Source organism: Segeticoccus sp. (assembly GCF_035708005.1).
In genome coordinates this window covers 20626-45633 of the sequence record NZ_DASSTI010000070.1, presented here as the reverse complement: position 1 = coordinate 45633, position 25008 = coordinate 20626, and the positions used below count along the sequence as shown (strand labels likewise).

Annotated in this window: 22 protein-coding genes; 13 read left to right on the top strand and 9 right to left on the bottom strand. The window is 72.7% G+C overall.

The features are described 5' to 3' along the window. Positions 1–64: 64 nt before the first annotated feature. On the top strand, positions 65–1054 hold the full coding sequence (locus VFL99_RS07655) for an ERCC4 domain-containing protein (RefSeq protein ID WP_325105744.1): 990 nt from the start codon (positions 65–67) through the stop codon (positions 1052–1054). 119 nt (positions 1055–1173) lie between these two features. Continuing rightward, a complete protein-coding gene (locus VFL99_RS07650; RefSeq protein ID WP_325105743.1) occupies positions 1174–2514 on the top strand; it encodes an MFS transporter in 1341 nt (446 codons plus the stop codon). Between the two features lie 74 nt (positions 2515–2588). Here VFL99_RS07650 and VFL99_RS07645 read toward each other — a convergent pair whose 3' ends face one another. Together VFL99_RS07645 and VFL99_RS07640 are read right to left on the bottom strand one after the other, a co-directional pair. Further along, positions 2589–4235, bottom strand: a complete 1647-nt coding sequence (locus VFL99_RS07645) for an FAD-dependent monooxygenase (RefSeq protein ID WP_325105742.1) — start codon at positions 4233–4235, stop codon at positions 2589–2591. 5 nt (positions 4236–4240) lie between these two features. After that, positions 4241–5203: an MBL fold metallo-hydrolase gene (locus VFL99_RS07640; RefSeq protein WP_325105741.1), complete on the bottom strand. Its 963-nt coding sequence runs from the start codon at positions 5201–5203 to the stop codon at positions 4241–4243. 115 nt (positions 5204–5318) lie between these two features. Here VFL99_RS07640 and VFL99_RS07635 point away from each other — a divergent pair, with 115 nt between their 5' ends. From VFL99_RS07635 to VFL99_RS07625, 3 genes are all read left to right on the top strand, one after another. Further along, the gene (locus tag VFL99_RS07635) at positions 5319–5861 is read left to right on the top strand and encodes a MarR family winged helix-turn-helix transcriptional regulator (RefSeq protein WP_325105740.1); all 543 of its coding nucleotides are present in this window, start codon (positions 5319–5321) and stop codon (positions 5859–5861) included. 244 nt (positions 5862–6105) lie between these two features. Further along, positions 6106–6405 (top strand): lysozyme family protein, encoded by a 300-nt coding sequence (locus tag VFL99_RS07630; RefSeq protein WP_325105739.1) that lies wholly within the window; start codon positions 6106–6108, stop codon positions 6403–6405. Positions 6406–6465: 60 nt separating this feature from the next. Beyond that, complete coding sequence (locus tag VFL99_RS07625) at positions 6466–9531, top strand: helix-turn-helix transcriptional regulator (RefSeq protein WP_325105738.1); 3066 nt, start codon at positions 6466–6468, stop codon at positions 9529–9531. Between the two features lies 1 nt (position 9532). On the opposite strand, the gene VFL99_RS07620 is transcribed toward VFL99_RS07625, so the two are convergent. Genes VFL99_RS07620 through VFL99_RS07610 form a run of 3 tightly spaced genes read right to left on the bottom strand, consistent with a single transcriptional unit; the run spans position 9533 to position 11831 of the window. Beyond that, positions 9533–10315, bottom strand: a complete 783-nt coding sequence (locus VFL99_RS07620; protein WP_325105737.1) for an amino acid ABC transporter ATP-binding protein — start codon at positions 10313–10315, stop codon at positions 9533–9535. Further along, a complete protein-coding gene (locus tag VFL99_RS07615; RefSeq protein ID WP_325105736.1) occupies positions 10312–10974 on the bottom strand; it encodes an amino acid ABC transporter permease in 663 nt (220 codons plus the stop codon). The genes VFL99_RS07620 and VFL99_RS07615 overlap by 4 nt, the downstream gene beginning before the upstream one ends. Before the next feature lie 29 nt (positions 10975–11003). After that, positions 11004–11831, bottom strand: a complete 828-nt coding sequence (locus VFL99_RS07610; protein ID WP_325105735.1) for a transporter substrate-binding domain-containing protein — start codon at positions 11829–11831, stop codon at positions 11004–11006. Between the two features lie 263 nt (positions 11832–12094). On the opposite strand from VFL99_RS07610, the gene VFL99_RS07605 reads away from it, so the two are divergent. Beyond that, positions 12095–13000 (top strand): GAF domain-containing protein, encoded by a 906-nt coding sequence (locus VFL99_RS07605; protein WP_325105734.1) that lies wholly within the window; start codon positions 12095–12097, stop codon positions 12998–13000. A gap of 73 nt (positions 13001–13073) precedes the next feature. Next, a complete protein-coding gene (locus VFL99_RS07600) occupies positions 13074–15029 on the top strand; it encodes a SpoIIE family protein phosphatase (protein WP_325105733.1) in 1956 nt (651 codons plus the stop codon). Here the strand turns inward: VFL99_RS07600 and VFL99_RS07595 are convergent. Further along, on the bottom strand, positions 15003–15911 hold the full coding sequence (locus VFL99_RS07595) for a carbamate kinase (RefSeq protein ID WP_325105732.1): 909 nt from the start codon (positions 15909–15911) through the stop codon (positions 15003–15005). The two genes, VFL99_RS07600 and VFL99_RS07595, sit on opposite strands and share 27 nt — an antisense overlap. Positions 15912–15998: 87 nt before the next feature. Further along, entirely contained in the window at positions 15999–16577 is a 579-nt protein-coding gene (locus VFL99_RS07590; protein ID WP_325105731.1) for a DUF488 domain-containing protein, read from the bottom strand. A 17-nt stretch (positions 16578–16594) separates the two neighbouring features. Between VFL99_RS07590 and thpR the strand changes: the two genes are divergently transcribed. Together thpR and VFL99_RS07580 are read left to right on the top strand one after the other, a co-directional pair. After that, entirely contained in the window at positions 16595–17167 is a 573-nt protein-coding gene (gene thpR, locus VFL99_RS07585) for an RNA 2',3'-cyclic phosphodiesterase (protein ID WP_325105730.1), read from the top strand. An 85-nt stretch (positions 17168–17252) separates the two neighbouring features. Beyond that, a complete protein-coding gene (locus VFL99_RS07580; RefSeq protein ID WP_325105729.1) occupies positions 17253–17489 on the top strand; it encodes a hypothetical protein in 237 nt (78 codons plus the stop codon). Positions 17490–17560: 71 nt separating this feature from the next. Here VFL99_RS07580 and VFL99_RS07575 read toward each other — a convergent pair whose 3' ends face one another. Together VFL99_RS07575 and VFL99_RS07570 are read right to left on the bottom strand one after the other, a co-directional pair. Then, positions 17561–19120, bottom strand: coding sequence for a Na+/H+ antiporter (locus VFL99_RS07575; RefSeq protein WP_325105728.1), 1560 nt, complete (start codon positions 19118–19120; stop codon positions 17561–17563). Between the two features lie 68 nt (positions 19121–19188). Continuing rightward, complete coding sequence (locus VFL99_RS07570) at positions 19189–19923, bottom strand: hypothetical protein (RefSeq protein ID WP_325105727.1); 735 nt, start codon at positions 19921–19923, stop codon at positions 19189–19191. A 93-nt stretch (positions 19924–20016) separates the two neighbouring features. On the opposite strand from VFL99_RS07570, the gene VFL99_RS07565 reads away from it, so the two are divergent. The 4 genes from VFL99_RS07565 to VFL99_RS07550 all read left to right on the top strand — a co-directional run bounded on the left by VFL99_RS07565 (position 20017) and on the right by VFL99_RS07550 (position 24836). Then, positions 20017–20895 carry an oxygenase MpaB family protein gene (locus tag VFL99_RS07565; RefSeq protein ID WP_325105726.1) on the top strand — a complete coding sequence of 293 codons (879 nt, stop codon included), beginning with the start codon at positions 20017–20019 and terminating at the stop codon, positions 20893–20895. 168 nt (positions 20896–21063) lie between these two features. After that, positions 21064–22146 carry an SDR family NAD(P)-dependent oxidoreductase gene (locus VFL99_RS07560; protein ID WP_325105725.1) on the top strand — a complete coding sequence of 361 codons (1083 nt, stop codon included), beginning with the start codon at positions 21064–21066 and terminating at the stop codon, positions 22144–22146. 372 nt (positions 22147–22518) lie between these two features. Continuing rightward, entirely contained in the window at positions 22519–23136 is a 618-nt protein-coding gene (locus VFL99_RS07555; protein WP_325105724.1) for a hypothetical protein, read from the top strand. 5 nt (positions 23137–23141) lie between these two features. Beyond that, positions 23142–24836: an FAD-binding dehydrogenase gene (locus VFL99_RS07550; protein WP_325105723.1), complete on the top strand. Its 1695-nt coding sequence runs from the start codon at positions 23142–23144 to the stop codon at positions 24834–24836. The last annotated feature ends 172 nt before the right edge of the window (positions 24837–25008 follow it).

Here is a 25008-nt window from a genome sequence, read left to right as displayed (position 1 = left end):
AGCCTGGGCCGGGCCCGCCATGTCGCTCTGTGCGGCGTCGGGGCGGTTGCGCCACACTGTCCGCGTGGTCGACGACTTCCTCATCGCCCGCAACCCGGACGACCAGTCCCGGCTGCCCTACCTGTTGCGCCTGCCGCTCGGGCGCGACGGCGTGGTGCTGAAGGCCCGGGAGACCTGGCCGCGCACCAGCAAGGTCTACTGCCACCCGGCGGCGGGCTGGCCCGCCGACGCGGAGGTGGTCGAGCGCGTCCCGGTCCGCTCGTGCGTCCGCCGCGGCGCGGCGATCGACCTGGTCCTGGATCGCGGCCGGGAGAACCGCTCGCAGATCGTCTTCACGCGCATCCGCGGCGGCCGCGAGGCGATCTTCTGGCAGACGGCGCGGACGTCGAAACAGGCCCGGCCCAACGTCTCCGTGCCGCGGGCGCGTGCCTCGGGCATCGCCGACCTCAGCATCCTCGTCGACGTGCACGAGCGGTATGCGTGGCGGTTCGCCGACCAGCAGGCGAGCACGGAGCCGCGGGCGCTTCCGGTGGGGGACTACGCCGTCGAGCTCGACGGTCACGTGGTCGCGGCCGTGGAACGCAAGAGCCTGCAGGACCTCGTCTCCTCGCTGCTGTCCGGCAAGCTGGGCTATGCCCTGGGCGAGCTTGCGGCCGTGCCGCACGCCGCCGTGGTCGTGGAGGAGCGGTACTCCAAGGTCTTCGGCCTGACCTGGGCGCGGCCGGCGGTCGTGGCGGACGGGCTCGCGGAGTGCGCCGCGCGGTGGCCCAACGTTCCGATCCACTTCTGCGACAACCGGTCCATGGCCCAGGAGTGGGCGTTCCGCTTCTTGGGTGCCGCGCTGCGGCAGGCCGAGCAGGAGGAGGGCGGACGCACCCGGCTCGCGTCCCTGCCGACCGGCGTGACCCTCCCACCGGCCGAACCGACGACCGCACAGGTCCGAGCATGGGCACAGAGCCTGGGCTACGACGTGTCCGATCGGGGCCGGCTCCGTCCGCAGATCTGGGCCGCCTGGCACGAGGCGCACGACCGTGATTCGGCCTCGGGGTCGTAGGCACGGAACGTCGTCGCGAGTCGGGGGTTCCCAAGACGGTCGTGGGCAGCTACGGTTCCTCCCAATCTGTCAATGCCTTGATCATCCGCCCGCTGTCATCACCCGACCCGGAGAGACCCATGTCCGCCACCCATCCTGATTCCGCCGTGCGCGGCGACGTCAACGCGGCCGCCGACGCCGAGCTGCGCCGCGTGGCCGGCGCCAGCCTCGTGGGCACCACCATCGAGTGGTACGACTTCTTCATCTACGCCTCCGCTGCCGGCCTGGTCTTCCCGGACCTGTTCTTCCCCGGCCACGAGGGCGCGTCCGGGCTGCTCATCTCGTTCGCCACCGTGGGGGTCAGCTTCGTCGCCCGGCCGGTGGGCGGCGTCATCACCGGTCACCTCGGTGACCTCATCGGCCGCAAGATGATGCTCGTGATCACCCTGCTCCTCATGGGTGCCTCCACCGTGGGCGTCGGCCTGCTGCCGACCTACGCCAGCATCGGCGTCGCGGCCCCGGCCCTGCTCGTGGCGCTCCGTCTGCTCCAGGGCCTCTCCGCCGGCGGCGAGTGGGGCGGTGCCGCGCTGATGTCGGTGGAGCACGCGCCATCGGGACGTCGCGGGTTCTTCGGCTCCTTCCCGCAGATCGGAGCCCCGCTCGGTCTGCTCGTCGCCAACCTGGTCTTCTGGTCGGTGTCTGCCGCGACGACGCCCGAGCAGTTCAAGGCGTTCGGCTGGCGGATCCCCTTCATCCTCAGCGTCGTCCTGGTCGCCGTCGGCTTCTTCGTCCGGGCCCGCGTCGCCGAGAGCCCGGTCTTCCGCGAGATGAAGAAGGGACGTGAGCGGAGCCAGGCACCCATCGTGGAGGTGTTGCGGCACCACTCCCGCGAGGTCCTCGTCGCGACCGGCCTGTTCATCGCGAACAACATGATCGGCTACATCCTCATCGCCTTCATCACGTCCTACGGCGTGCGCCAGCTGGGCATGGAGCGCACGACCATGCTGCTCATCGGCATGGCCGGCGCCGTCCTGTGGGGCATCTGCACGGTCTGGGCCGGGTCGCTGTCCGACCGCATCGGCCGGCGCAGCACCTACGTCGCCGGCTCGGTGCTCATGCTCGTGTGGTCGGCACCGTTCTTCCTGCTGCTCGACACCCGCTCGGTGCCGTTCATGCTCGTCAGCGTGCTCGTGATGGCGGTCGGTCTCGGCCTCACCTACGGCCCGCAGGCGGCGGCGTATGCCGAGATGTTCCCCGCCCGCGTCCGCTACAGCGGCGCCTCCCTCGCCTATGCCGTGGGCGCCGTGCTCGGTGGCGGGTTCGCCCCGATGATCGCCACGTGGCTGGTCACCCGGTCCGGGACGTCGCTGTCCGTCTCCGGCTACATGGCACTCGTCTGCCTCATCACCCTCGCCAGTGCCCTGGCGATGCGGGAGAGGTCAGCAGCCGAGCGCGAGCGCTTCATCGCCGAGCCGGCCTGACGTCCGAGCCCCGTGCAGCAACAGAGGTGCCCGGCCGGGATCGCCCCGGCCGGGCACCTCTGTCCTGCCCCGCCTCAGCCCTGCACCGGTATGCCGACCCGCTGGCCCAGTGCCCGCCGCACCGCCGCTCGCACCGCCTCAAGGTCTCGGTGCGGGACCACGGCGGCGACGTAGGCGTCCGGCCGGAGCACCCACACCTCCTCGGGGCCGAGGCCGAGCACGACCCGGACGTCCCCGGCAGGGTCGGCCTGCGCCAGGCTCAGCACGCGCACCGGAGCCGTGAACTCCTCGGTGAGACCGGCGAGTTCGTCGGCGATGCCATCGTCGGCCACGACCAGCACGACGCCCTGACGGGCATGTGACCGCAGCCGGTCGCCCTCGGTGCCACCGAGCGCGATGTCCGGGACGAGGATGCCCGGACCCGGTCGGGGCAGCCGGCCCTTCTGCGGCCGGCCGAGGAACGGCCGGCCCGGGTCGGGGGTGGTGAGCGGGGAGCGGTGGTACCAGAACGGTTCCGCCAGACGCCCGGAGTCGACGGCGGCACAGGCGGACTCGTCCCGCATCGCGCGCTCGAGGGTGTCCTTGCGGATCCTGGTCTCCTCGTCGTTGCCGGGCACCAGGAAGCGCATCGTGGCCCCGGTGATCGCCAGGTTCTCCAGCGCGGCGGCGTGCCTCTCGTCGTCGTAGCTCGCGAGCAGCTCCTCATCGGCCCACCCGTTGCGGACGAACGCGATCTTCCACGCGGCGTTCTCGGCGTCGCCGACGCCGGAGTTCAGTCCGCGGGCGCCGAAGGGTGAGACCACGTGCGCGGCGTCCCCGGCGATGAGCACGCGGCCCACCCGCATCCGGTCGACCACGCGGGAGTGGAAGCGGTAGACCGACTTCCACACGATCTCGTAGTCGGTGTCGCCGATGATCTGGCGGATCCGCCGGTCGAGCGCGCCGGAGGCGACCTCGGCGTCCAGGTCGTAGTCGCCGGGCACCTGCCAGTCGATGCGGAACGTCGAGTCCGGGCAGGCGTGGATGAGCACCTGGCGGCCACGGTTCCACTCCGGGTCGAAGTAGAATCGCCGCTCGTTGGCCCACTCGCCGAGGTCGGCGCGGATGTCGCAGATCAGGAAGCGGTCATCGAAGGAGTGCCCGTCGAAGCTGACCCCGAGCTGCTGCCGCAGGGCGGAGGCGCGCGACCCCGCGCAGACGACGGCATGGCTGCCGCGCACCCGCACCACCTCGGCATCCCGGCCGATCCGGCACGTGACGGCGACGCCGTCGTCGGACTGCTCGAGGCCGACGACCTCGTGCCCCCAGCGCACGTCGACCAGGGGCTGCTCGGCGAGGCACTCGTCGAGCACCTCCTCGGTGCGGCACTGCGAGATGTTGACCCACGGGGGCAGGTCGGAGGTGCCGCCGTCGCTGTACGCGGTCGCGAAGAGCTCCCGGTCGCGGTAGAACGTGCGGGCCGTCGTCCAGGTCGTGCCCTCGTCGGCGATCCGCCGCCCGGCACCGGCCGCGCGCCAGATGTCCAGCACGTCCCGTTGCTGGCAGATCGCCTTGGAGCCGACGGGGTCCCGGTGGTCGCGGCCGTCGAGCAGCACGACCGGCACGCCCCACCGGGCGAGCAGCAGGGACGTGGTCTGGCCGACCGGCCCGTTGCCCACGACGAGCACGGGCTCGACGGCCGCCGGGTCGCCACCGGCGGGGGAGGTGGTCGGGTGGCTCACCGAGGTCACCCCTGCAGCTGGTCCCAGACCTCGCGGTCGCGCTCGGCGGTCCAGATCACCGGGCGCTCGACCCCGCTCAGCTCGTCCCACAGGCGCGAGACGTCGAACGGCAGGCAGTGCTCGAAGATCGGCCAGGCGCCGTAGCGGTCGACGAGCGCGGCGTGGCACGCCTCGAAGGCGTCCTTCAGCGTGCCGCCCTTCTCCTGCGCGGCACCGACCTCGCGGATCATCACGTCGAGGAAGTGACGGGTCTGCGCGATGGAGGCGTCGACCGCCTCGCGCCCCCGCGCCACGGCGCCGCGACCGCCGATGAGGGCTTCGGCGCCATACTCGGCGACCCGGTCCAGGGTGCCGGTCGCCCACTCGCGGTGGAACGCGTCCCCGGTGTAGAGGGCCGCCTGGCTCTCGACGAGGTCACCGGCGAAGAGGATCTTCTGCTTGGGCAGCCACGCGAGCAGGTCGCCCTCGGTGTGGCCGCGACCGACGTGCTCCAGCACCAGCTGCCCGCGCTCGCCGCCGAGCTCGATGGTGGTGCGCTCCGAGAAGGTCTGCGTCGGCCAGGTGAGGCCGGGGATCGAGTCGGGCTCGTCGAACAGCCTCGGCATCCGCCCGAACTCGGACTCCCAGTCCTGCTTGCCGCGCTCCTCGATCAGGTCCCGGGTCTTCTCGTGGGCGAGGATGATCTCGGCGTCGAACGCGCTCGCGCCGAGGACGCGCACCGCGTGGTAGTGCGACAGCACCAGGTAGCGCACCGGCTTGTCGGTGTGCTCGCGCAGCTTGGCCAGCCACTTGCGCGCGGCGACCGGCGTGGCGAGCGCCTCGAAGCAGACCAGGAAGTCCTCCGCCTCGATGGCGCCGATGTTCGGGTCCCCCTCGGCGGTCAGGGCGTACACCCCGTCCGCGAGCACCTCGAGCGTCTGCTCCTTCGCGCTCAGGTCGGCGGACGATGCGAACGGCTTCGCACTCATGGCGGTGGCCTCCTCAAAATTGATCAACGCTTTGACTAATTGGACTCTAGCGACGTGCCCCCGCCCTGTGAAGGGGTCGGTGGCCTCCGTTGCCAGCCTCCTACGCTTGGTGCCCATGGCAAGTGCGGCATCGGAGGACGTGGACCGGCTCGACTACCTGAACTTCGTCGAGCACGCGGTCGCGGCCGCCGCCGACCAGGTCGAGGGCCTCGACCCGTTGGCCATGCGCCTGGTCATCACCCTGCACCGCGCCACCAGCGCCCTCGTCTACGACCTCGAGTCCTCCGTGCACCGCCCCGCCGGCTGGTCGTGGGCGGGATTCCGCGTCGTGTTCGCGCTGTGGCTCGGCGGCCCGATGGAGGGCAAGCGGGTGGCCCACCTGGCCGGCATGAGTCGCGCCGCGGTGTCCGCCCTCGTGCACACGCTCGAACGCGACGGCATGGTCACCAAGCGAACCTCCGCGCGCGACCGCCGGGCGGTCGAGCTCACCATCACCGACCGCGGGGCCCAGGTGATGCGTGACGTGTTCGCCGCGCACAACGAGCGCGAGCGGGCCTGGGCCTCCACGCTGAGCGCCGCCGAGCAGCGGCAGATGATCCGGCTGCTCGACAAGATGCTCGCCGGCTCCCGCGACGCCGCACTGCGCCACCGCACCTGAGCGGTCACCCGTCGTGCGGGCGCCCCACCGCACCTGAGGGGGCCCCACACCTCAGGCCGGTATGCCGACCCGCACCGGCCGCTCCTGAGGTACCTCAGTGCCCGCCCACCGAGCGGGGCAGACAGGCGAGTTACGCGGTTTCCCCGATGTGTCGGCATACCTCATCCGAGCAGGTTGGTGCCTGTCCAGATCGGACGCGCCAGAGGGACTTCCACTGGCGGGAACCACCCGCGAAGGGAATGCCATGTACCACCACGACCCGATGTTCATCGAGGCGGAGATCGCCTACCGCCGCGAGCCCGCCATCCGGAATGCCAGCCGTTGGGAGGCCGAGCGCGGGCACCCGGTGCGGGAGGCCGTCCGTCGGTGGCTGACCGGGCTGCACGAGCAGACCACGGTCCGTCGCACCGCGACGCCGGCGCAGCCGGTACCCACCCAGCCGACGGCGGCGCGGCCGGAGCCGGTCGAGCCGGCCGACCCGAGGGCGACCGCGGACGCGGCCGGCACGGCGAAGGAACGGTCCTTCGAGCACGCCGGAGTGTGACGGCCGATGGCCGCGGAAAGGGGGCGACGCCTGTCAGTGGCGTCGGCCATGATGGCCCTCGTGCCGCACACCTCCGCCAGGACCCCTTTGCTCGGACGGTCCGGCGAGCTCGACCGGTTGCTCGGGCTGCTGGGGCTCGGCCCCCAGCAGCCCGACGCCGTGCCCGCGCCGACCCCGGGCGGCCGGACCTCGACCTCGGGCGTGCTGCTGTCGGGTGACGCCGGCATCGGCAAGACCCGCCTGCTGGCCGAGCTGTCCGACCGTGCGGAGTCGGCGGGATGGCAGGTGCTGGTCGGCCACTGCCTCGACCTGGCCGACCAGGCCCTGTCGTACCTGCCGTTCCGGGAGGCGTTCGCTCGCCTGCAGACCGACGCACCCGACACCGTGACCGCGCTCCTGGCCGACCACCCGCTGCTCGCGCGCATCCTGCCGAGCCCGGCTGCGGCGCCGGCGAGCACCGACCACGTCGACCGGGCGGCCCTGTTCGAGACCGTCCGCGCCGCGCTCGACACGATCGCCGGCCGCGCGCCGGTGCTCGTCGTGCTCGAGGACCTGCACTGGGCTGACCAGTCGACCCGCGACCTCATCGGCTACCTCTTCGGCCGGGGGCTGGGGGCGCGCGTCGTCGTGGCCGCGTCTTACCGCAGCGAGGACCTGCACCGCCGCCACCCGCTGCGGGGCATGGTGGCGGCCTGGAGCCGGCTGCCCGGGGTGGCCCGGCTCGAGCTCGGCCCGCTCGCCGACGACGACGTCGCCGAGCTGGTGCGCCTGCTGCGCGGAGAGGGCCTGCCCGAGCCGGCGGTGCGCACCGTGGTGTCCCGGGCCGAGGGCAACGCCTTCTACGCCGAGGAGCTGGTCGCGGCGGCCACCCTGTCCCACGGCGGCATCCCGGAGGACCTGTCCCGGCTGCTGCTGGTCCGCGTGGACCAGCTCGATCCCGCCGCGCGGGAGCTCGTGCGGGTCGCCTCGGCCGCCGGCCGCTCGGTGCCCCACGAGCTGCTCCTGCGCGTCGTCGGCCTGAGCCCCACCGAGCTCGACGACGCCGCGCGCGCCGCTGTCGACGCCAACGTGCTGGTCCCGCACGAGAGTGGCTACACCTTCCGCCACGCCATGTTGCGCGAGGCCGTCTACGACGACCTGCTCCCGGGCGAGCGGGTGCGCATCCATGCCGCCTACGTCGAGGCCTTCCGGGAGGCGACGCGCGCCGGCGCAGCCGCCGAGCTCGCCCGGCACGCCAAGGGGGCCCGCGACGTGGGGACGGCGCTGACCGCCAGCATCCGCGCCGGTGACGAGGCGGTCGCCGTCGGTGGCCCCGACGAGGCGCTGCGGCACTACCAGCGGGCGCTGGAGCTGCTCGACTCCACGTCCCTGCGCGAGGCCGCCGAGTCCCCCGAGGTCGACCGGGCCGACCTCACCATCCGGGCTGCCGACGCCGCCGTCGCAGCCGGTCGCTCCCACCAGGCAGTCGCCCTCCTCAAGGAGGCGTTGTCCTGCACGGACGACGCCGCCGGCGAGTCGCGTGCCGCGTTGCTCGCCACGTTCGCCGACGCCGCCCGGGTGCTCGACGTCGAGGACGACCTGCTCGCGGCCACGCAGGAGGCGGTCACGTTGGTGCCGCCCGAACCGCCCACGGTGCTGCGGGCCCGGGTCCTCCTGGCGCACGTGCAGGCACTGGTCGACCGCGGCCGGGACGACGAGGCCCTGCGCTGGGCCGCGGAGGCCAAGGAGGCCGGGCGCCGTGTCCCCGGCGCGGGCGGGGACCGCATCAGTGCCGAACTGCACGCGATGATGGCCAAGATGCGGTCGCGGACCGACCCCGACGAGGCCCGCCGCACCTATGAGCAGCTCATCACCGACAGCCACGGCCGGCACCACCTCGTGGAGCTGCGGTCGCTCTACTACCTGGCCATCCTCCACCACCAGCAGGGCGACTTCGCCGCTGCCCGGGAGGTCTTCGGGCGGGCGGCCGAACGCGGCCGCCAGCTGGGGCAGCGCTGGGCGCCGTATGCCGTCGAGGCGCGCGTCCGCAGCGCGTTGGCGGCCTACGAGTCGGGGGACTGGGACGCCACCCTGTCGCTGTGCGACGTCCGCGCGGAGTCACCGCCCCCGATCTCGCAGGCCATGTTGGACGCGGTGGCGCTGACGGTGGCCGCGGGCCGTGGGGACCGGTCCGCGCTGTCCGGGTTCGCGGGACTGCGGCCCTGGTGGGAGGTCGACGGCTTCATCGGCACCGTCTCCGGCGGCCCGATGATGGACCTGCTCGCGGCCGACGGTGACGTCGACGCCGCCATCCGCCTCCACGACGACCTCGTCGGCCTGCTGGAACGGCAGTGGCGGCCGTCCTTCGAGGCACGAATCCGGTTGTCCGCCGTGCTGCTCGCCCACCTGAGCACGGCCGCTGCCACCGCGACGACGGAGCGTCGCGCCGAGCTGGTGGCCTGCGGCAAGCGGCTGTGGGAGGCCGGCCGACGGGCGGCGGCGACTGCGCGCGCCACACCCGAGACGCGTGTCGAGCCCGCACCCGAGAAGCGTGGCGCGTCCGAGCCGACCACCACCGGCGTCCCGGCGGACCTGGGGCCGGAGTCGGCTGCGTGGCTGGCGCGGCTCGACGCGGAGTGGCTGCGGCTGCGATGGGTCGCGGGCGTCGACGGCCGCGGGTTCGACAGTCCCGACGCGGCGCAGCTCGTGACGGCTTGGCGCGCCAGCGTGGAGCGGTTCACCAGCTACGCGAACGTCTACGAGCGCGCGCGGTCCCAAGCACGGCTCGCCGCCGTGCTGCGTGCCGGTGGTGACCTGGTGCAGGCCCGGGCGGTCGGCGACGAGGCGCGCGCCACCGCGCACCGGCTGGGTGCGGCTCCGCTGCTCGCCGAGCTGCGGGCCGCGGGAGAAGCGGCCGTGCGCAGCGGCGCCCGCGTCAGGTCGCCCGTTGCCACCCTGACCGCGCGCGAACGGGAGATCCTCGGGCTCGTCGCCCAGGGGCGCAGCAACGGCGAGATCGCCCGGCAGCTGTTCATCAGCCCCAAGACGGTCAGCGTCCACGTGTCCAACGTGCTCGCGAAGCTCGGCGCTCGCGGCCGCACCGAGGCCGCTGCCGTGGCACGCGACCGGGGGCTGCTCGACGCCTGACTCAGTCGCCCTCGAGCTGGTGCAGGAACGCCTGACCGCGCTCGCTGCGCGGGTGCGAGAGCACCTCCTCCGGGCTGCCCTGCTCGGCGATCCCGCCGTCGGCCATGAGCACCACCCGGTGCGCGACCTGGCGCGCGAACCGCATCTCGTGCGTGACCACCATCATCGTCATGCCCTGGCCGGCGAGGTCCCGCATGACGTGCAGCACCTCGCCCACGAGCTCCGGGTCCAGTGCCGACGTCGGTTCGTCGAAGAGCATCAGCGCCGGGTCCATCGCCAGGGCCCGGGCGATGGCCACCCGCTGCTGCTGGCCCCCCGAGAGGTGGTCCGGGTACTGCTCCGCCTTCTCCGCCAGCCCGACCCGGTCGAGCAGCCGGGTGGCCCGCTCCCGCGCCTCCTGCGCCGAGCGCCCGAGCACGTCCTGCTGGGCCATGGTGATGTTCTGGACCACCGTCATGTGCGGGAACAGGTTGAACTGCTGGAAGACCATCCCGATGCGCGCCCGCAGCCGGTTGAGGTGCTGCTCGTCGTGGACGAGCTCCTCCCCGGCGACGTGGATGGTCCCGCCCTGGATGGTCTCCAGGCCGTTGACGCAGCGCAGCAGTGTGCTCTTGCCCGCCCCGGACGGGCCGATGAGCACCACCACCTCGCCCTGGTCCACGTCGAGGTCGACCCCGTCCAGCACGACGTTGCTGCCGAAGCGCTTGTGGATCCCGCGCATCTGGACCAGCGGACCCGTGCTCGTGTCCGACGGTTCCGGCCGTGCGGCGGTGTGCGTGCTCATCTGGCGGCCCTCCGGTGCCTGCTGAGCCGGAACTCCAGGCGGTTCACCAGGAAGGTCAGGATCAGCACGATGACGAGGTAGTACAAGGCGACGATGATGTAGTAGCGCAGCGGTTGGTAGGTGGAGTCCACCAGTGACCGCGCGTGCCAGAGCAGGTCCTCCACCGTGACGAACGCGGCCAGCGAGGAGTCCTTCACGGCGATGATGAACTGGTTGCCCAGCGCCGGCAGCATGGTTCGCACCGCCAACGGAGCCCGTACCCGGCGGAGGGTCTTGACCCGGCTCATCCCCAAGGACCGGGAGGCCTCGGTGAGACCCGCGGGCACCGCCTGGAAGCCGGAGCGGTAGATCTCCGCGATGTAGGCCGAGTTGTGGAACGCGAGCCCGATCGAGGCGGCCCAGAAGCCGCTGAGCAGGAACAGGCCGGTGAGTCCGAAGTAGAGGACGAAGATCTGGGTGATCAGGGGGGTGCCGCGAACCAGGCCGATGTAGGCAGTCGCCAGCCACCGCAGGGGAGCGATGCGGCTCATGGCCAGCCAGGCGACGAGCGCGCCGCCGGGCACGGCCATGAGCAGGGAGACGACCGACAGCGCGAGGGTGATCCCCATGCCCTGCAGGAACAGCGGCCAGCTGTCGAAGAGCGCCTTGATGAAGTCCATGTCGTCGGTGTGGAGTCAGCTCCCCCGGGTCAGGAGGAGATGTCCTGGCCGAACCACTTCACGCTGAGCTTCTTGTAGGTGCCGTCCTTCTTGATCGCGGCGAGCGCGCTGTTGAGGTCCTTCTTGAGCCCGTCGTTGCCCTTCTTCAACGCGAAGGCCGGGGACTCGGTGTAGAGCGGGTTGCCGCAGGTCTTCAGGTCTCGACCGGTCTTCTTGATCTGGTACAGACCAACGAGCTGGTCGGTCACGACCCCGTCCATCCGGCCCTTGGACAGGTCGACGAGCGCGGTCACGTCCGAGGCGTAGGTCTTGGTGCCACCTACCCACTTCTGGTCGGACAGGTAGTCCTGGTAGGTCGTCCCGCGGGCCACACCGATGGTGGGGTTCTGCATCTGTGCCGGGTCCGTGCAGTCACTGCCCTTGCGCACGAACATCTGGGCGCCGGAGCTGTAGTAGCCGTTGGTGAAGTCGACCGCCTTCTCACGCTTGGGGGTCGGGGTCATCGACCCGATGATCACGTCGTAGCGGTTGCTCTGGACGCCCTGGATCAAGCTGTCGAACTCCGCCGTCTTGGGCGCATACGTCAGGCCCATCTGCTGGGCGATCGCCTGGCCGATGTCGTAGTCGAAGCCGGTGAGCTTGCCGTTCTCGTGGAAGCTGAACGGACGGAACTGTCCGCTCATCGCCACGGTGAGGGTGTCCTTCTTGATGAGGGAGCCACCGCTCGCGCTCTGCGCCCCGCCGCCCCCGCACGCCGAGAGCGCAAGCGCCCCGGCGGCACCGATCGCGGCCGCCCGCCAGCGGCGCCCTCCCGTCCGGGTGCCCTGCTGGTGGTCGTGCTGTCGTCGAATCGGCATGTGTGTGCGCCCTCCGCTGGGCGCGCGACAGCGGTACGTGCCCGCCACCCACACCCCGGTTGCTGTCTGTCGTTGGGCGTTTGACCGTAGGGGGCCGACCGCGGAAGGTCAAAGGCCGAAACCGGCCGACACGGCGTGTCTCGCGGCTCGACTTGCGGCCGACGTCGGGCAATACGATGCTCGGACAAGAGGATTGAAGGGGCCGCCACCGGGTAGGCCACGATTGGATCACGATTCGGGGCGGAATCCGAGGTGAGGCGAAGTTGACGTTGGTCATGGACCTCCGGGCGAACACCGATGAAGCGGCGCGGGTGGAAGCCCTACGCAGCTACCACATCCTCGACACGGCGCGCAGCCGTCCCTTCGATGCGCTGGTGGCGCAGGCCGCGCGTGAGCTCGGTTGCCCGATGGCCGTTCTCGGGTTCATCGACCAGGAGCGGATCTGGTTCAAGGCTGCGGTGGGGGTGGGCGAGCAGCGCCAGATGCCCCGGCGCGGAACGGTGCCACTCGAGCGGTTCCTGCACGAGGACCCTTTCGCGGTCTCCGATCTCGGCGGTGACAGGGAGTTTCCGAACCACCCCTTGGTGCATGAGCACGGCGTCCGGTTCTTCGCGGCGGCCCCGCTGATCGCTCCCAGCGGTCACTGCCTGGGGGCCCTCGCGGTCATGGACGTCCGGCCACAATCCCCTACGGAGGAGCAGCTCGCCCGGCTGCGGGATCTGGCGGCCGCGTCGATGCACCAGGTGGAACAGCGACGTTCGGTGCTGGGGTCACTGCGTTCCGGTACCCCGGTCCGGCCGCACCATGCGGATGCGATTGACGTTGCTCGCATGCTGAGACGACGTCGGCCGCTCGAGGTCCAGGTCGTGGACATCGACGCTCGGGGGACGTGGATCGTCGTCTCCGGCTCGGTCGACTCCGACGTGACCGACCGACTGGAGCGTGAGCTCCTGCGGCTCGCGCCCGGGGGGCGCAAGTCGCACCAACGGGTGCTGCTCGACCTGTCCCGGTTGCACCACTTCGGTGCCGCAGCGTTCACCGCCCTCCTCGCCGTCGCCGACCGGCTCGAACAGGGCGGTGGGCAACTCGTGGTCGGGCGCAGTTCACCGGCCGTCCGCCGGGCCCTCCGCGGCATGGATCCGCGTGGCCGGTTGCGGGTGATCGGCTGACGCTGCACGATCGGGGTGGCTCTCCGTGCGGTGCGGGGAGACCGGTCACACTCCGCAGGGAGGAGGTCCTGTCGTGCCCGCGTCCGCCGGCGGTCCCGACTCCGAGTCCCTGCTGCGGCAGTTTCCGTCCATGGCGCTGGTCACCGAAGGTCAGGAGCACCGGGTCTGCTACCTGAGCGACACGACGCGGCGGCTGTTGGGGGACATCGAGGGCAAGCCGTTGCGGGAGTCGGTGGACCTGCTGGACGGCTTCGACGCGTTCGAGTACCTGGATCGGGTCCTGGCGACGGGGGAGCCGGAGTTCGGCTACGAGTGGCACGGCCGGGTCCGGACGCCGTCGGGGGAACCGCAGGACCTGACCCTCGTCTTCGCCATGGGGCCGTGGCGCGACCCGGACGGCAGCATCCGCGGCGTCATCGCCCATTCCTACGACATCTCCCCGCAGGTGGCGGCACGCCAGCGGGCGCAGGAGGAGGCCGAGGAGTCGGCTGACCGCGCCACCAACGCCCTGGGGGTCATCCGCCACCTGCAGCACGCGCTCCTGCCGGGATCCCTTCCGGTGGTCCCGCAGGTGCAGCTCAGCGCGAGCTACTCGGTGGCGGAGCGGCAGCAGGAGGCCGGCGGGGACTGGTTCGACGCGGTGCCGATGCCCGACGGACGGCTGGCGCTCATCGTCGGCGACGTGGTCGGCCACGGCGTCGCCGCTTCGGCCGTCATGGGCCAGCTGCGGGTCGTCGTCTCCGAGCTGCTGCTGGCCACGAACGAGCTCGGTCTCACGGTGCGGCAGGCCGACGCGTACGCCCGGCGCACCCCGGCCGCGCGCGGGACCACCCTCGCCGTGGCCGCGATCGGGCCGGCCACCGGCCGGTTGCGCTGGGTGAGCATGGGGCACCCGCCCCCCATGGTGATCAGCCGTAGCGGTTCCGTGCGGGCGCTACCGGGCCACGAGAACTCACCGTTGGGGACGGGGAGCCCGCCCCAGGTGACCGTGCAGACCGACCAGGTCGACATCGGTGAGGCGGTGCTGCTCTACACCGACGGGCTCGTCGAGCGCCCCGGTGAGGTGATGTCGGAGTGCGTCGAACGACTCCGCGGGACGACCGAGCGGCTCGCGCGGCGCGCCCCGCCACCGACCGAGCGGGCGGAGGACAACGACCGCTTCCTGCGCTCCCTCGTCCGTGCCCAGATGCGTGAGGAGGCCTCCGACGACGTCACCACGCTGCTCGCCCGCCGGACGAAGGTCCGACCCGAGCTGCGGTTGGACCTCTCCGGTGACGTGGGCGAGCTCGGTGAGCTGCGGGACCACATCGGCGACTGGCTGGAGGGTCTGGGCGCGACGGCCGAGGACCAGCTGGACCTGCAGCTGGCGGCCACCGAGGTGGTCAGCAACAGCATCGAGCACGGCTACGGCGGTCGCAGCGGACCGATCGAGGTCGTCCTCGGCCTCCAGCGCGACGGCCTGGTCCGCTGCACCGTCATCGACCAGGGCCAGTGGCGCGAACAGGACGCGATCTCGATGACGTCGGCCTACCGCGGCCGTGGCCTGGGCATCGTGGCCCACTTCGCCGACGACCTGCACGTCTCCCACGACAGTTCCGGGACGCGGGTCGACATCTACCAGAAGATCCACCACGAGGCGGACTTCCTGTCCACGACGGCACGGACCCGCCGGGTGCGTCCCGCCACGCCCTTCGAGGTGGACGAGGAGCTCGGTCACCGCAGCACGCTCATCGTCCGTGGCCCGGTCGACGTGCGCACCGCTCCAGACCTCAAGGTGCGGATGGAGCAGAGCTCGCGCGGCTGCACCCGCGACCTCGTCGTCGTGCTGAACGAGGTGACCCACCTCGCCAGTTCCGGGGTGCAGGTCCTCCACGAGATGGCGGACTCGCTGCGGCACTCCGGTTGCACCCTCAAGCTCGTCGCGGCGGACGGCAGCGGCGCGGCCGCGGTGCTCGACCTCGTGCACCTTCCGCGGCACCCGGAGCTTGCCGAACTCGCCGGTTCAGCGACGGACGAGCGTCCCGGCTGAGCCCCCGGCCACGGCCACCGCGTCCTGCAGCCGCCCGATCGCTGCCGCTTTGCCGGTCCGCTCGACGAACCGACAGACCGCGTCGACCTTCGGCCCCATCGATCCGCTGGCGAAGTCCTCGGCCCGCAGCTGGGCCGGGGCCGCCTGCCGGATCGGGGTGGCGTCGGCGGTGCCGTAGCCGCGGATCACGGCCGGCACGTCGGTGAGCACGAGCAGCAGGTCTGCCCCGATCCGTTCGGCGAGCAGGGCCGCCGTCAGGTCCTTGTCCACGACCGCCTCGACCCCGCGCAGGTCCCCGGTGATGGCGTCGCGCACCACGGGCACGCCGCCACCGCCGGCGCACACGACGAGCGTCCCGGTCGCCAACAGGTCACGGATCAGGTCCGACTCGACCACCGCGAGCGGACGGGGCGAGGCGACCACCCGCCGCCAGCCCCCGTCGTCCGGACGCACCTGCCAGCCGTAGGTGTCCGCGAGCCGCTTGGCCTCGTCCTCGTCATACACCTCGCCGACGAACTTGCGCGGATCCTCGAACGCCGGGTCGCCCCCATCCACCAGGGTCTGGTTGATGATGCTGGCGACCCGGTGGTGCGGCAGCGCGTTCTGCAGCGACTGCAGCAGCCAGTAGCCGATCAACCCCTGGGTCAGCGCCCCCAGCGCGTCGAACGGGTACGGCGCGGTCAGCCGCGGGTCCGCCGCGCTCTCCATCGCCAGCACGCCCACCTGCGGTCCGTTGCCGTGCGTGATCACCAGCTCGTGGTCGGCCTCCAGCGGCGCGAGCGCGTGCACGGCCGTCACGATGTTGTCCCGCTGCGCGTCGGCGTCGGGCACCTGCCCACGTCGCAGCAGCGCGTTCCCCCCGAGCGCGACGACGATCCGCACGCTGCACCTCCTCGTGTCCGCGGTGGCCGCTCCCATCGGTCGTGGCGCCCACCTCCCGTGTCCGGCCCCTGACGGCGAGTATGCCGGTCACGCACCGTCCCAGACGACGGTTCCGTCGGCCGCGAGGCGGGCGCCCTCGGCGACCGGGTGCTCGCGCAGGGCGCCGTCGTGCATCAGGTGCCGGACGTCGGCGCCGTGGGCGAGGGTGGCCACATCCGCGACGAGGCGCCGGTGGCAGCGCCACCAGACGCTCTCGCTGCACATGACGGCGACCCGCTGCGCCGCGGCGAGCTCCAGGACCTCCGCGAGCGCCGCGTGGAACTCCGCGGAACGCGACCACCCGGCATACCCCCGGAACTGGGCCACGCGCCACCAGGTGTCGGGAGAGTTGCGGTCCGCCTCGACGGACAGGTTCCGTCGCCCACCGAGCCGCTCCTCCCAGCGGTAGACCAGGCCGGCCTCGGGCAGCCAGGCGGCGAGGGCGTCGCGCCGCACGTCGGGGTTCCCGCGGCTGCCGGGGTAGCGGCGCACGTCGACGAGGACCTGCACGCCCGCTGAGCGCAACAGGTCGGCGAGCTCGGTACGGTCCAGCCGGCCGTGGCCCACCGTGAGCAGGAGCGGGTGGCCTGCTGCCGAGGGATTCTCGGGCGACACGTGCGCAGCCATGGGGCAGAGTCTGGAGCATGCGCATGTTCGCCGCGATCACCCCGGCCGCCGAGGCGGTGGAGGACCTCGCCGAGTTCCTCGAGCCGCGGCAGGCCGTCGACAGCTCGCTGCGCTGGACGCTCCCGGAGCAGTGGCACGTCACGCTCGCCTTCATGGCGCACGTGCCCGAGCGTCGCCTCGACGACCTCACCGAGCGGCTGGAGCGCGCCGCCAAGCGCCGCACCCCGTGGGTATGCCGGCTCGCCGGCGCAGGTGCCTTCCCCCACCCGGGTGCGGCCAAGGTGCTGTGGGCCGGCGTCGACTGCGGGGACGACGAGGGCGCCGAGGAGCTGCGCCGCCTCGCGACCGGTGCCCGGGCGGCCGCCGGCAAGGCGGGTGCCGACGTCGACGGGGGACGGTTCCACCCGCACCTCACCCTGGCCCGGTTGCGGCACGGCGAGGACCTGACGCGCTGGCTGCGGGTGTTCGATGCCTACCGCGGGCCGACGTGGACGGTGTCCGAGCTGGCCCTCATCGAGTCCCACCTCGGCCAGGGCCCGCACGGCAAGCCGCGCTACGACACCGTGGCGACCTTCCCGCTCGGCGGCTGAACCGCCACCGCGGGGCCGGGGAAGACGGCATCATGGGCGCGACGGGGGTGGCGCACTGACGCCCACACGGACGAGCAGAGAGGACATGGCGATGGCCAAGCGGACGTGGAGCGACCTCAGCGAGCGGACCCGCCGGCTGCTCCTCGCCGGGATGGTGGCCGAGGGGACGCTCAAGGCGGTGGCGCTGGCGGACCTGAAGCGGCGCCCGGCCGGCGAGGTCCGCGGCCCCAAGTGGCGCTGGGCGCTGGCGATCACGGTGGTGAACTGCTTCGGCGCCATGCCGCTCGCCTACTTCGTCCTCGGCCGGCGCCGCGCCGACTGACCGTTGCTGGTGGTGGGGGAACCAGGGCTCCCCCACCACCAGCAACAACGGTTTCTACGCCCGCGTCGTCGTCAACCGAAGTCCCGCACGGCGCGGGCCTCGATGTCGCTCAGCACCTCGTCGGCCGCCTCGGTGCTCACCTCCCCGGCCATCCTGGCGCGGTGGACGAACTCCCGCTCCGCCTCCAGCCCGCGGTTGAGCAGCGTCTGCAACTGCTCGGTCATCTGCTTCTCGTCCTCCTCGGCGTGGACCTCGGCCACGGCCTCACGCGCAGCGATGAATCCTTCGTACTGCTGGATCGCGGCGCGCCTCACCGGGTCCGGCACGCCGTCCTCGACGTCGCGACGCAGCCGGTTCAGCGCGGCGTCGGCGGCGCGGTGGCGCAGCGCGTTCACCTCGGCCAGCGCCGACCCGGAGGCGCGCACGCCGAGCCGGCGCACGAGCAGGGGCAGGCTGAGCCCCTGGACGACCAGCGTCGTCAACACGCAGAGGAAGGCGACCACGACGATGTCGTTGCGGGAGGGGAAGGGATCCCCGGTCTCGGTGGTCAGGGGCAGGGCGAGGGCGGTGGCCACGGTGACGACTCCGCGCATACCGGCCCAGGAGACGACCGCGGAGTCGCGCCAGCTGCGGGAGGTGGGGTCCTCCCGGCGCTCCACCACACGCCCCAGGCGCGCGGAGGGAAACATCCAGGCGGGGCGGAACAGGATCACCACCGCGATCACGACCCCGGCGAGCAGGAGGACGCGCGTGCCCGGTGTCCGCTGGGACAGCACGGAGGTGAACTGGTAGCCGAGCAGGGCGAAGACGAGGCTGCTGATGAGGAAGTCGATGTACTGCCAGACGGCGCGACCGAGCAGCCACCCCTCGGCGGTGATGCGGGTGCGCCGGTGGCTGCGCAGCGTGAGCCCCAACGCGACGACCGCGAGCACCCCTGAGCCGTGCAGGTGTTCGGCGCCGAGGTAGGCGGCGAACGGCGTCACGACGGTCAGCGTCGTCTCGGGGGCGGCATGGTGCAGCCACCGCAGGGCCAGGCGCACGAGCACGCCGCTCGCGATGCCCAGCCCGGTGCCGACGACGACGGCGAGCACCAGCCGGACCGTGCTGCCGCTCCACGTGAAGGTGTTGCCGCTGGCGGCGGCCACGGCGGTGGCGTAGAGCACGATCGCCGCCGCATCGTTGAAGAGGCCCTCGCCCTCCAGGACCGTGACGAGCCGCTGCGGCAGTCGCAGCTGCCGGGCCACGGAGGTCGCGGTCACCGGGTCCGGTGGGGAGACGACGGCGCCGAGGATCCAGGCGGCGGCCCAGTCCAGTCCCAGCAGGTGCGCCGCGACCGCCACCAGGCCGGCGGTGGCGACGGTGAGGCCGACCGCGAGGGTGAGGACCGGGACGGCGCGGTCGCGGAACTCCCGGCCGCTGGTGCGCTGCGTCGCCGCGAACAGCAACGGAGGCAGGACGACCGGGAGGATGAGGTGGGGGTCCAGCTGCAGGGTCGGCGCCCACGACGGGACGGCCAGCAGCAGTCCGTAGATGGTGAGCAGGACCTGCGGCGGGACCCGGACGAGGTCTGCGAGAGGGTGCAGGCCGATGACCCCGGCCAACAACGCCGCGAGCAGGAGGAGGGTGCTCACGTCTCCGTGGCCGAGGTCAGCGGCTTGTCAGCGGTCGGCCGGTGGCCGCTCGGTGATGGGGTGGTCGCTCAGCGCTGGGTCGGCAGCGAGCTCGGCCGCTCCGCCCGGTCGGCGGTGCGTACGGGCTCGACACCGGGCACCCGGTGGGCCGGCTCCTCGGTCGCGCCGCACATCTCGCGGCACTGCCCGATCGACCCGGTGAGCAGGTCGACCAGCATCTGCTCGGGGTGCGGGATGCATGCCTCGGCGATGCCCTCGACGCTGACCTGGACGATGCACGGGGCGGCGTTGCGGCAGAAGTTGCGCACCGACACCTTGGCCGGTGCACCGAACTGCCGGGCCCACCGTGCCGCCTCCGGGGCGTTGCGCAGCGCCTCCTCGGCCTCCGGGCGAAGGTCGTCCTCGGGGCGACCCTCGAGGATGGCCAGGATCCGCTCGCCCGAGAGGATGCCGATGGCGATGACGCCCTGCCTCGAGTGCGGAGCCACCGGGAGGGCCGTCGTCGCCGCGCGCAGCGCCAGCTCGACGTCGACCCGGGGGTCGTCCCCGGTCACGCCGATGACCGACGGGATGTGCGGGACGAGGGTGCCCCGGAAGTCGTCACCGATGCAGTCGTTCACGCACCGGGCCAGCTGCGCCAGCAGCGGGTGGGTGCAGTTGGGGTGGTCGCTCCAGCGCTCCCCTGCGAGGTAGGAGGCAAACTCCATGAAGCAGGCTCCACGTCGCGGGTTGCGGTGCTTGCCCGCACTGAGGACGGGCACGAGCTCGGGCGATCGGGTGGCGTGTCTGGTGGTCAGTCGCATGAGTACCTCGATTCCTCCCTTCCAGTGTGCTCGCGATCACGGCGGAGCGCGAGTGGTGGACGAGAATCCGTGCCGATCACCGACACTGGAGGGGTGGATCCCCTTCATGCCGTGCGGGCACGTCTCGCCGAGCGGCTCTTCGAGCGGGTCGCCGGCCAACGCGGGGTCAGCGCGCGCGACGACATCCATGGTGAGCGGGGCCCGCGCTGGTTCCCCCGGGATGCCCCGGTCCGCCGCGTCCAGGGCGACGCCTCGATGTATGTCGGCGGACTCCGCGCCCTGCTGCTGCAGTCGCTGCACCCGCTGCCCATGGCCGCCGTCGTCGACCACTCCGGCTTCCGCAGCGACCCCTGGGGACGGCTGGCCAGCACCAGCACCTTCCTCGCGGACACCACCTTCGGCACCATCCGGCGCGGCGAGGACGCGATCGAGCGGGTGCGCAAGCTGCACGCCGGCATCTCCGGCACGGCGCCGGACGGCCGGACCTACCGCGCGGACGACCCGCACCTGCTGCGGTGGGTGCACGTCGCCGAGATCGACAGCTTCCTGACGGCGCACCGGCTCTACGGGCAGCGTCACCTCAGTGCCGCCGAGGAGGACGGGTATGTCGCGCAGTCAGCCCACGTCGCGCGTCGCCTCGGTGCCGACGACGTGCCGACGACGGTGGCCGGGTTGCAGGCGGCCCTGGCCGAGTTCCGGCCCGAGCTGGAGGGGACACCTGCTGCCCGGGACGTCGCGCAGTTCCTGTTGCACGAGACCCCGTTGTCGCCGCTCGCGACCACGGTCTACCGGGCCCTCGGGGCGGCGGCGGTCGACTCGCTGCCGTCGTGGGCGATCGAGCTGCTCGGGCTGCGCCGGCCACCGCACCTCCCTGCCCGCTGGGCGGGGCACGTCGCGACCGGCGCACTGCGCTGGGTCGCCAACGCCGAGCCGCTTCCCCAGATCGACTTCCCGGTCCAGCCGCCGGACTGATCGACCGCGCCAAGGGGCGTGCGTGATCCCCGAGACCGGGCCCGGTGTGCGGGTCGGCGGGTTGGGGGTGTGCGTGATCCCCGGGACCGGGCCCGGTGTGCGCGGGCCTGCTGCGCGGGTGTGCCGTTCGGGTGCGGGGACGGCGGGCCAAGGGCAGAATCGGCGACCATGACAAGGACCAGGCGCGGCAGCCGACGGGCGGGGCGGGGGCCGCTCGGCCCAGCGCTCGGAGTGGGGGCCGGGGTGGGCGCGGCGCTCGCCGGTGCGGTCGGCGTGGCCGCCTTCCGCAAGGACGACCTGCACGGCGAGGTGGCGCTGGTCGCCGGGGCCTCCCGAGGGCTGGGGCTGCTCCTCGCCCGGGAGCTGGCGCGCGCGGGTGCGCGGGTGGCGATCTGCGCCCGCGACCGGCAGGAGCTGCAGCGGGCCCGCGAGCAGCTGGCCGAGGAGGGGCTCGAGGTGGAGACGTTCGTGTGTGACGTCTCCGACCGCGAGCAGGTCCACCGGCTGGTCGCCGAGGTGGAGCAGCGGCTCGGCGCGGTCGACGTGCTCGTCAACGTCGCGGGGATCATCCAGGTGGCGCCGGAGGAGACGCTCTCCGACGAGGACTATGCCCGGGCCATGGACGTGATGTTCTGGGGTCCGTTCCACCTCACCCGAGCCGTCCTGCCCGCGATGCGCCAGCGGCGGCACGGTCGCATCGCCACCATCACCTCCATCGGTGGCAAGGTCGCGGTGCCGCACCTGCTGCCGTACAGCGCAGCGAAGTTCGCCGCCGTGGGCTGGTTCGAGGGGCTGCGCGCCGAGCTCGCCGGCTCCGGGGTGACCGTGACGACCATCGTGCCCGGGCTGATGCGGACCGGGTCCCACCTCAACGCCACGTTCGGCGGTCAGCACGGCCTGGAGTACGCATGGTTCTCGCTGGGCGCGGGCGTCCCCGTGGTGGCGATGGATGCCGAGCGGGCCGCTCGGCGGATCGTCGGAGCGATCCGGCAGCGACGCCGGGTGCTGCTCCTCACGCCGCTGGCCAAGGTGGCCACCCGCGTGCACGGTGTCGCCCCCAGCAGCACGGTGGCGCTGCTCGCGGTGATGGGTCGGCTCCTGCCCGGCCCCGGCGGGCCGAGCGACCGGCCCGGTGCCCTGGTCACCGGCCGCGAGGCGGACAACGGCCTGGGCTCGACGATGCTGCGACGGGTGACCGCCTTCGGCAGGGACGCCGCGCGACGCTTCAACGAGGGGACCCTGCCCGGCTGAGGCCCTTACCGGCACCGTGCGCCTGCCCGGGCGACATCCCCCGAGAAAGGTTGCCGCCCGGGCCTGCCCAGGTCGAGACGACGGGGCCGTGGTTCCTCGTCCACGACGGTGGCGATGGGACGCGGCTCCGCCTGCCGCTGACTCCCGGCCTCCTCACCTACGGCCCTGTCGTCTCGGGAACCATCACACCTCAGGGGGACGGCGGCGGACAGGGTCCTTGGTCCCTTGTCCCGGATGCGGTTTTGGTGGCCGTCGGCGCGGGTGGCATCCTTGCCGAGGCGTCGCGAGGGGAAGGCGACAGTCCCGGGAGCGGGTGTCGCGGCGACGCCGCGCCCGAGGACGACGAGCGACGACGTGAGGAAGCCCCCAGCCATGACCACCGCCCCTCGACGCCCCGCCGCGGCTGTGACGGCCGTGCTCGTCGCCGTCTGCGGCGTCGCCGCCTGCGGGTCCGGCGGGCAGTCTGCCGCCTCCTCGAGCGCACCCAGCTCCGTGTCGTCCACACCGGCGAGCAGCGCTCCCACCACGTCGACGGCACCGCCCTCGAGTGCCGCACCATCGGCCTCCGCCGGCAGCCCGTCGAGCAGCCGGTCGGCTGCCTCGTCGTCGGCCCCCGGCAAGCAGCAGACTCAGCAGCGCAAGACCGCCGCCCGGCAGCGGCAGCAGGTCGCGGCGCGGCAGCGACTCATCACGTCGTGCGTCGACAGCACCCACACCCTCAGCGCGGCGGTCGAGAGCTACAACGCAGCCGTCGCGTCCGGATCTGGTGACCAGCTGTCCGCCGCCGCGACGACCCTGCGCAAGGCCGCCGACACGGTCAAGCACAACGCCACCCGGGCCAAGGACCACCGGCTCACGGTGCTGTCCGACCACGTCGTCCACGACCTGGGAGTCATGGCCTCGCTCATCGACCAGGGCAAGGACGTCTCCGGTGCGCAGCTGACCTCCGACTCGGACAAGTTGCACTCCTACTGCTCCAGCAAGCTCTGAGCGTCGTGGCCGTCCACCACGCCCCGGGCGCCCTGGACGCCGACGTCCTCGTCGTCGGGGCCGGCCTCGCCGGGCTCGTCGCGACCGCCGAGCTGGTCGACGCCGGCCGATCGGTGACCCTCCTGGACCAGGAGTCGTGGCGCAACTTCGGCGGTCAGGCGTGGTGGTCCTTCGGCGGCCTCTTCCTCGTCGACTCGCCCGAGCAGCGGCGCATGGGCATCCGGGACAGCGTCGAGCTGGCGTGGCAGGACTGGGAGGGCAGCGCCGGGTTCGACCGCGACGCGGACGCTCCGGACGGTGCCGACCACTGGGCCCGCCGGTGGGCACAGGCCTACGTCGAGTTCGCCGCCGGCGAGAAGCGGGCGTGGTTGCGGCAAAAGGGCATTCGGCTCTTCCCCGTCGTGGGCTGGGCCGAACGCGGCGACGGCACCGCCACCGGTCACGGCAACTCCGTGCCGCGGTTCCACATCACGTGGGGCACCGGCCCCGGCCTGCTCGAGCCGTTCGCGCGGCGGGTGCGCGAGGCCGCCGCCCGGGGACAGGTGCGCCTGCTCTTCCGCCACCGCGTGGACGAGATCCTCGTCGAGGCCGGCACCGTCACCGGTGTCGCCGGCTCCGTCCTCGCCCCGGTCGACGAGCCCAGGGGACAGGCCAGCAGCCGCGAGGTCGTCGGCGACTTCACCGCTCGCGCGCAGGCGGTCGTCGTCACCAGCGGCGGGATCGGCGCCGACCACGACCTGATCCGCCGCCACTGGCCCGAGCGCTTGGGCACCCCGCCGGCGAGCATGCTCACCGGTGTGCCGGCATACGTCGACGGACGGATGCTGGAGGCGGGCGCACGGGCCGGGGCGCGCCTGGTCAACCGCGACCGGATGTGGCACTACGTGGAGGGCGTGCAGAACTGGGACCCGGTCTGGCCGGGGCACGGCATCCGCATCCTGCCGGGGCCGTCCTCACTCTGGTTCGACGCCACCGGACACCGGCTGCCACCTCCGCTGTTCCCCGGGTTCGACACGTTGGGGACGCTGGCGCACCTGCGCCGGACCGGGCACGACCACTCGTGGTTCGTGCTCACGCAGCGGATCATCGAGAAGGAGTTCGCCCTCTCGGGCTCGGAGCAGAACCCCGACCTGACCGGCCGCGACTGGACCCAGGTGCTGGCGCGCGTCCGGCCGGGGGCACCCGCACCGGTGGAGGCGTTCAAGCGGCACGGGGCCGACTTCGTGGTCGCCGACCGCCTGTCCGACCTCGTCCGGGGGATGAACCAGCTCACCGACGAGCCGGTGCTCGACGCCGCGGAGCTCGAGCGGCAGATCCGGGCTCGGGACCACGAGGTGGACAACGACTTCGGGAAGGACGCGCAGGTCACGGCGATCCGTGGCGCGCGGGCCTACCGCGGCGACCGGCTGATCCGCACGGCACCGCCGCACCGCCTGCTCGACCGGTCCGCCGGCCCGCTGGTGGCCGTGAAGCTCCACGTGCTGACCCGCAAGACCCTCGGCGGCCTCCAGACCGACCTCGGCTCCCGCGCGCTGCGCCCCGACGGCTCGGCGTTCCCCGGCCTGTATGCCGCGGGCGAGGTGGCCGGCTTCGGCGGGGGCGGGGTCCACGGCTACCGCTCCCTCGAGGGGACGTTCCTGGGCGGCTGCCTGTTCAGCGGCCGGGCCGCCGGGCGGACCGCCGCGGGGGACACCGCATGAGAGGCTCGCATCGCGACCACCAACCTGCGAGAGTCGTCTCATGAGGTTGTGGAGGTCGGTCGGGGGCGACGAGATCGAGCCCTCCGGTGCCCCCAACCCGGCGAGGGGGGACGGGCACGAACCCCTCCCGCACACAGTGGAACCCACGTCGCCGGCCACCGGTGGCGGCCTC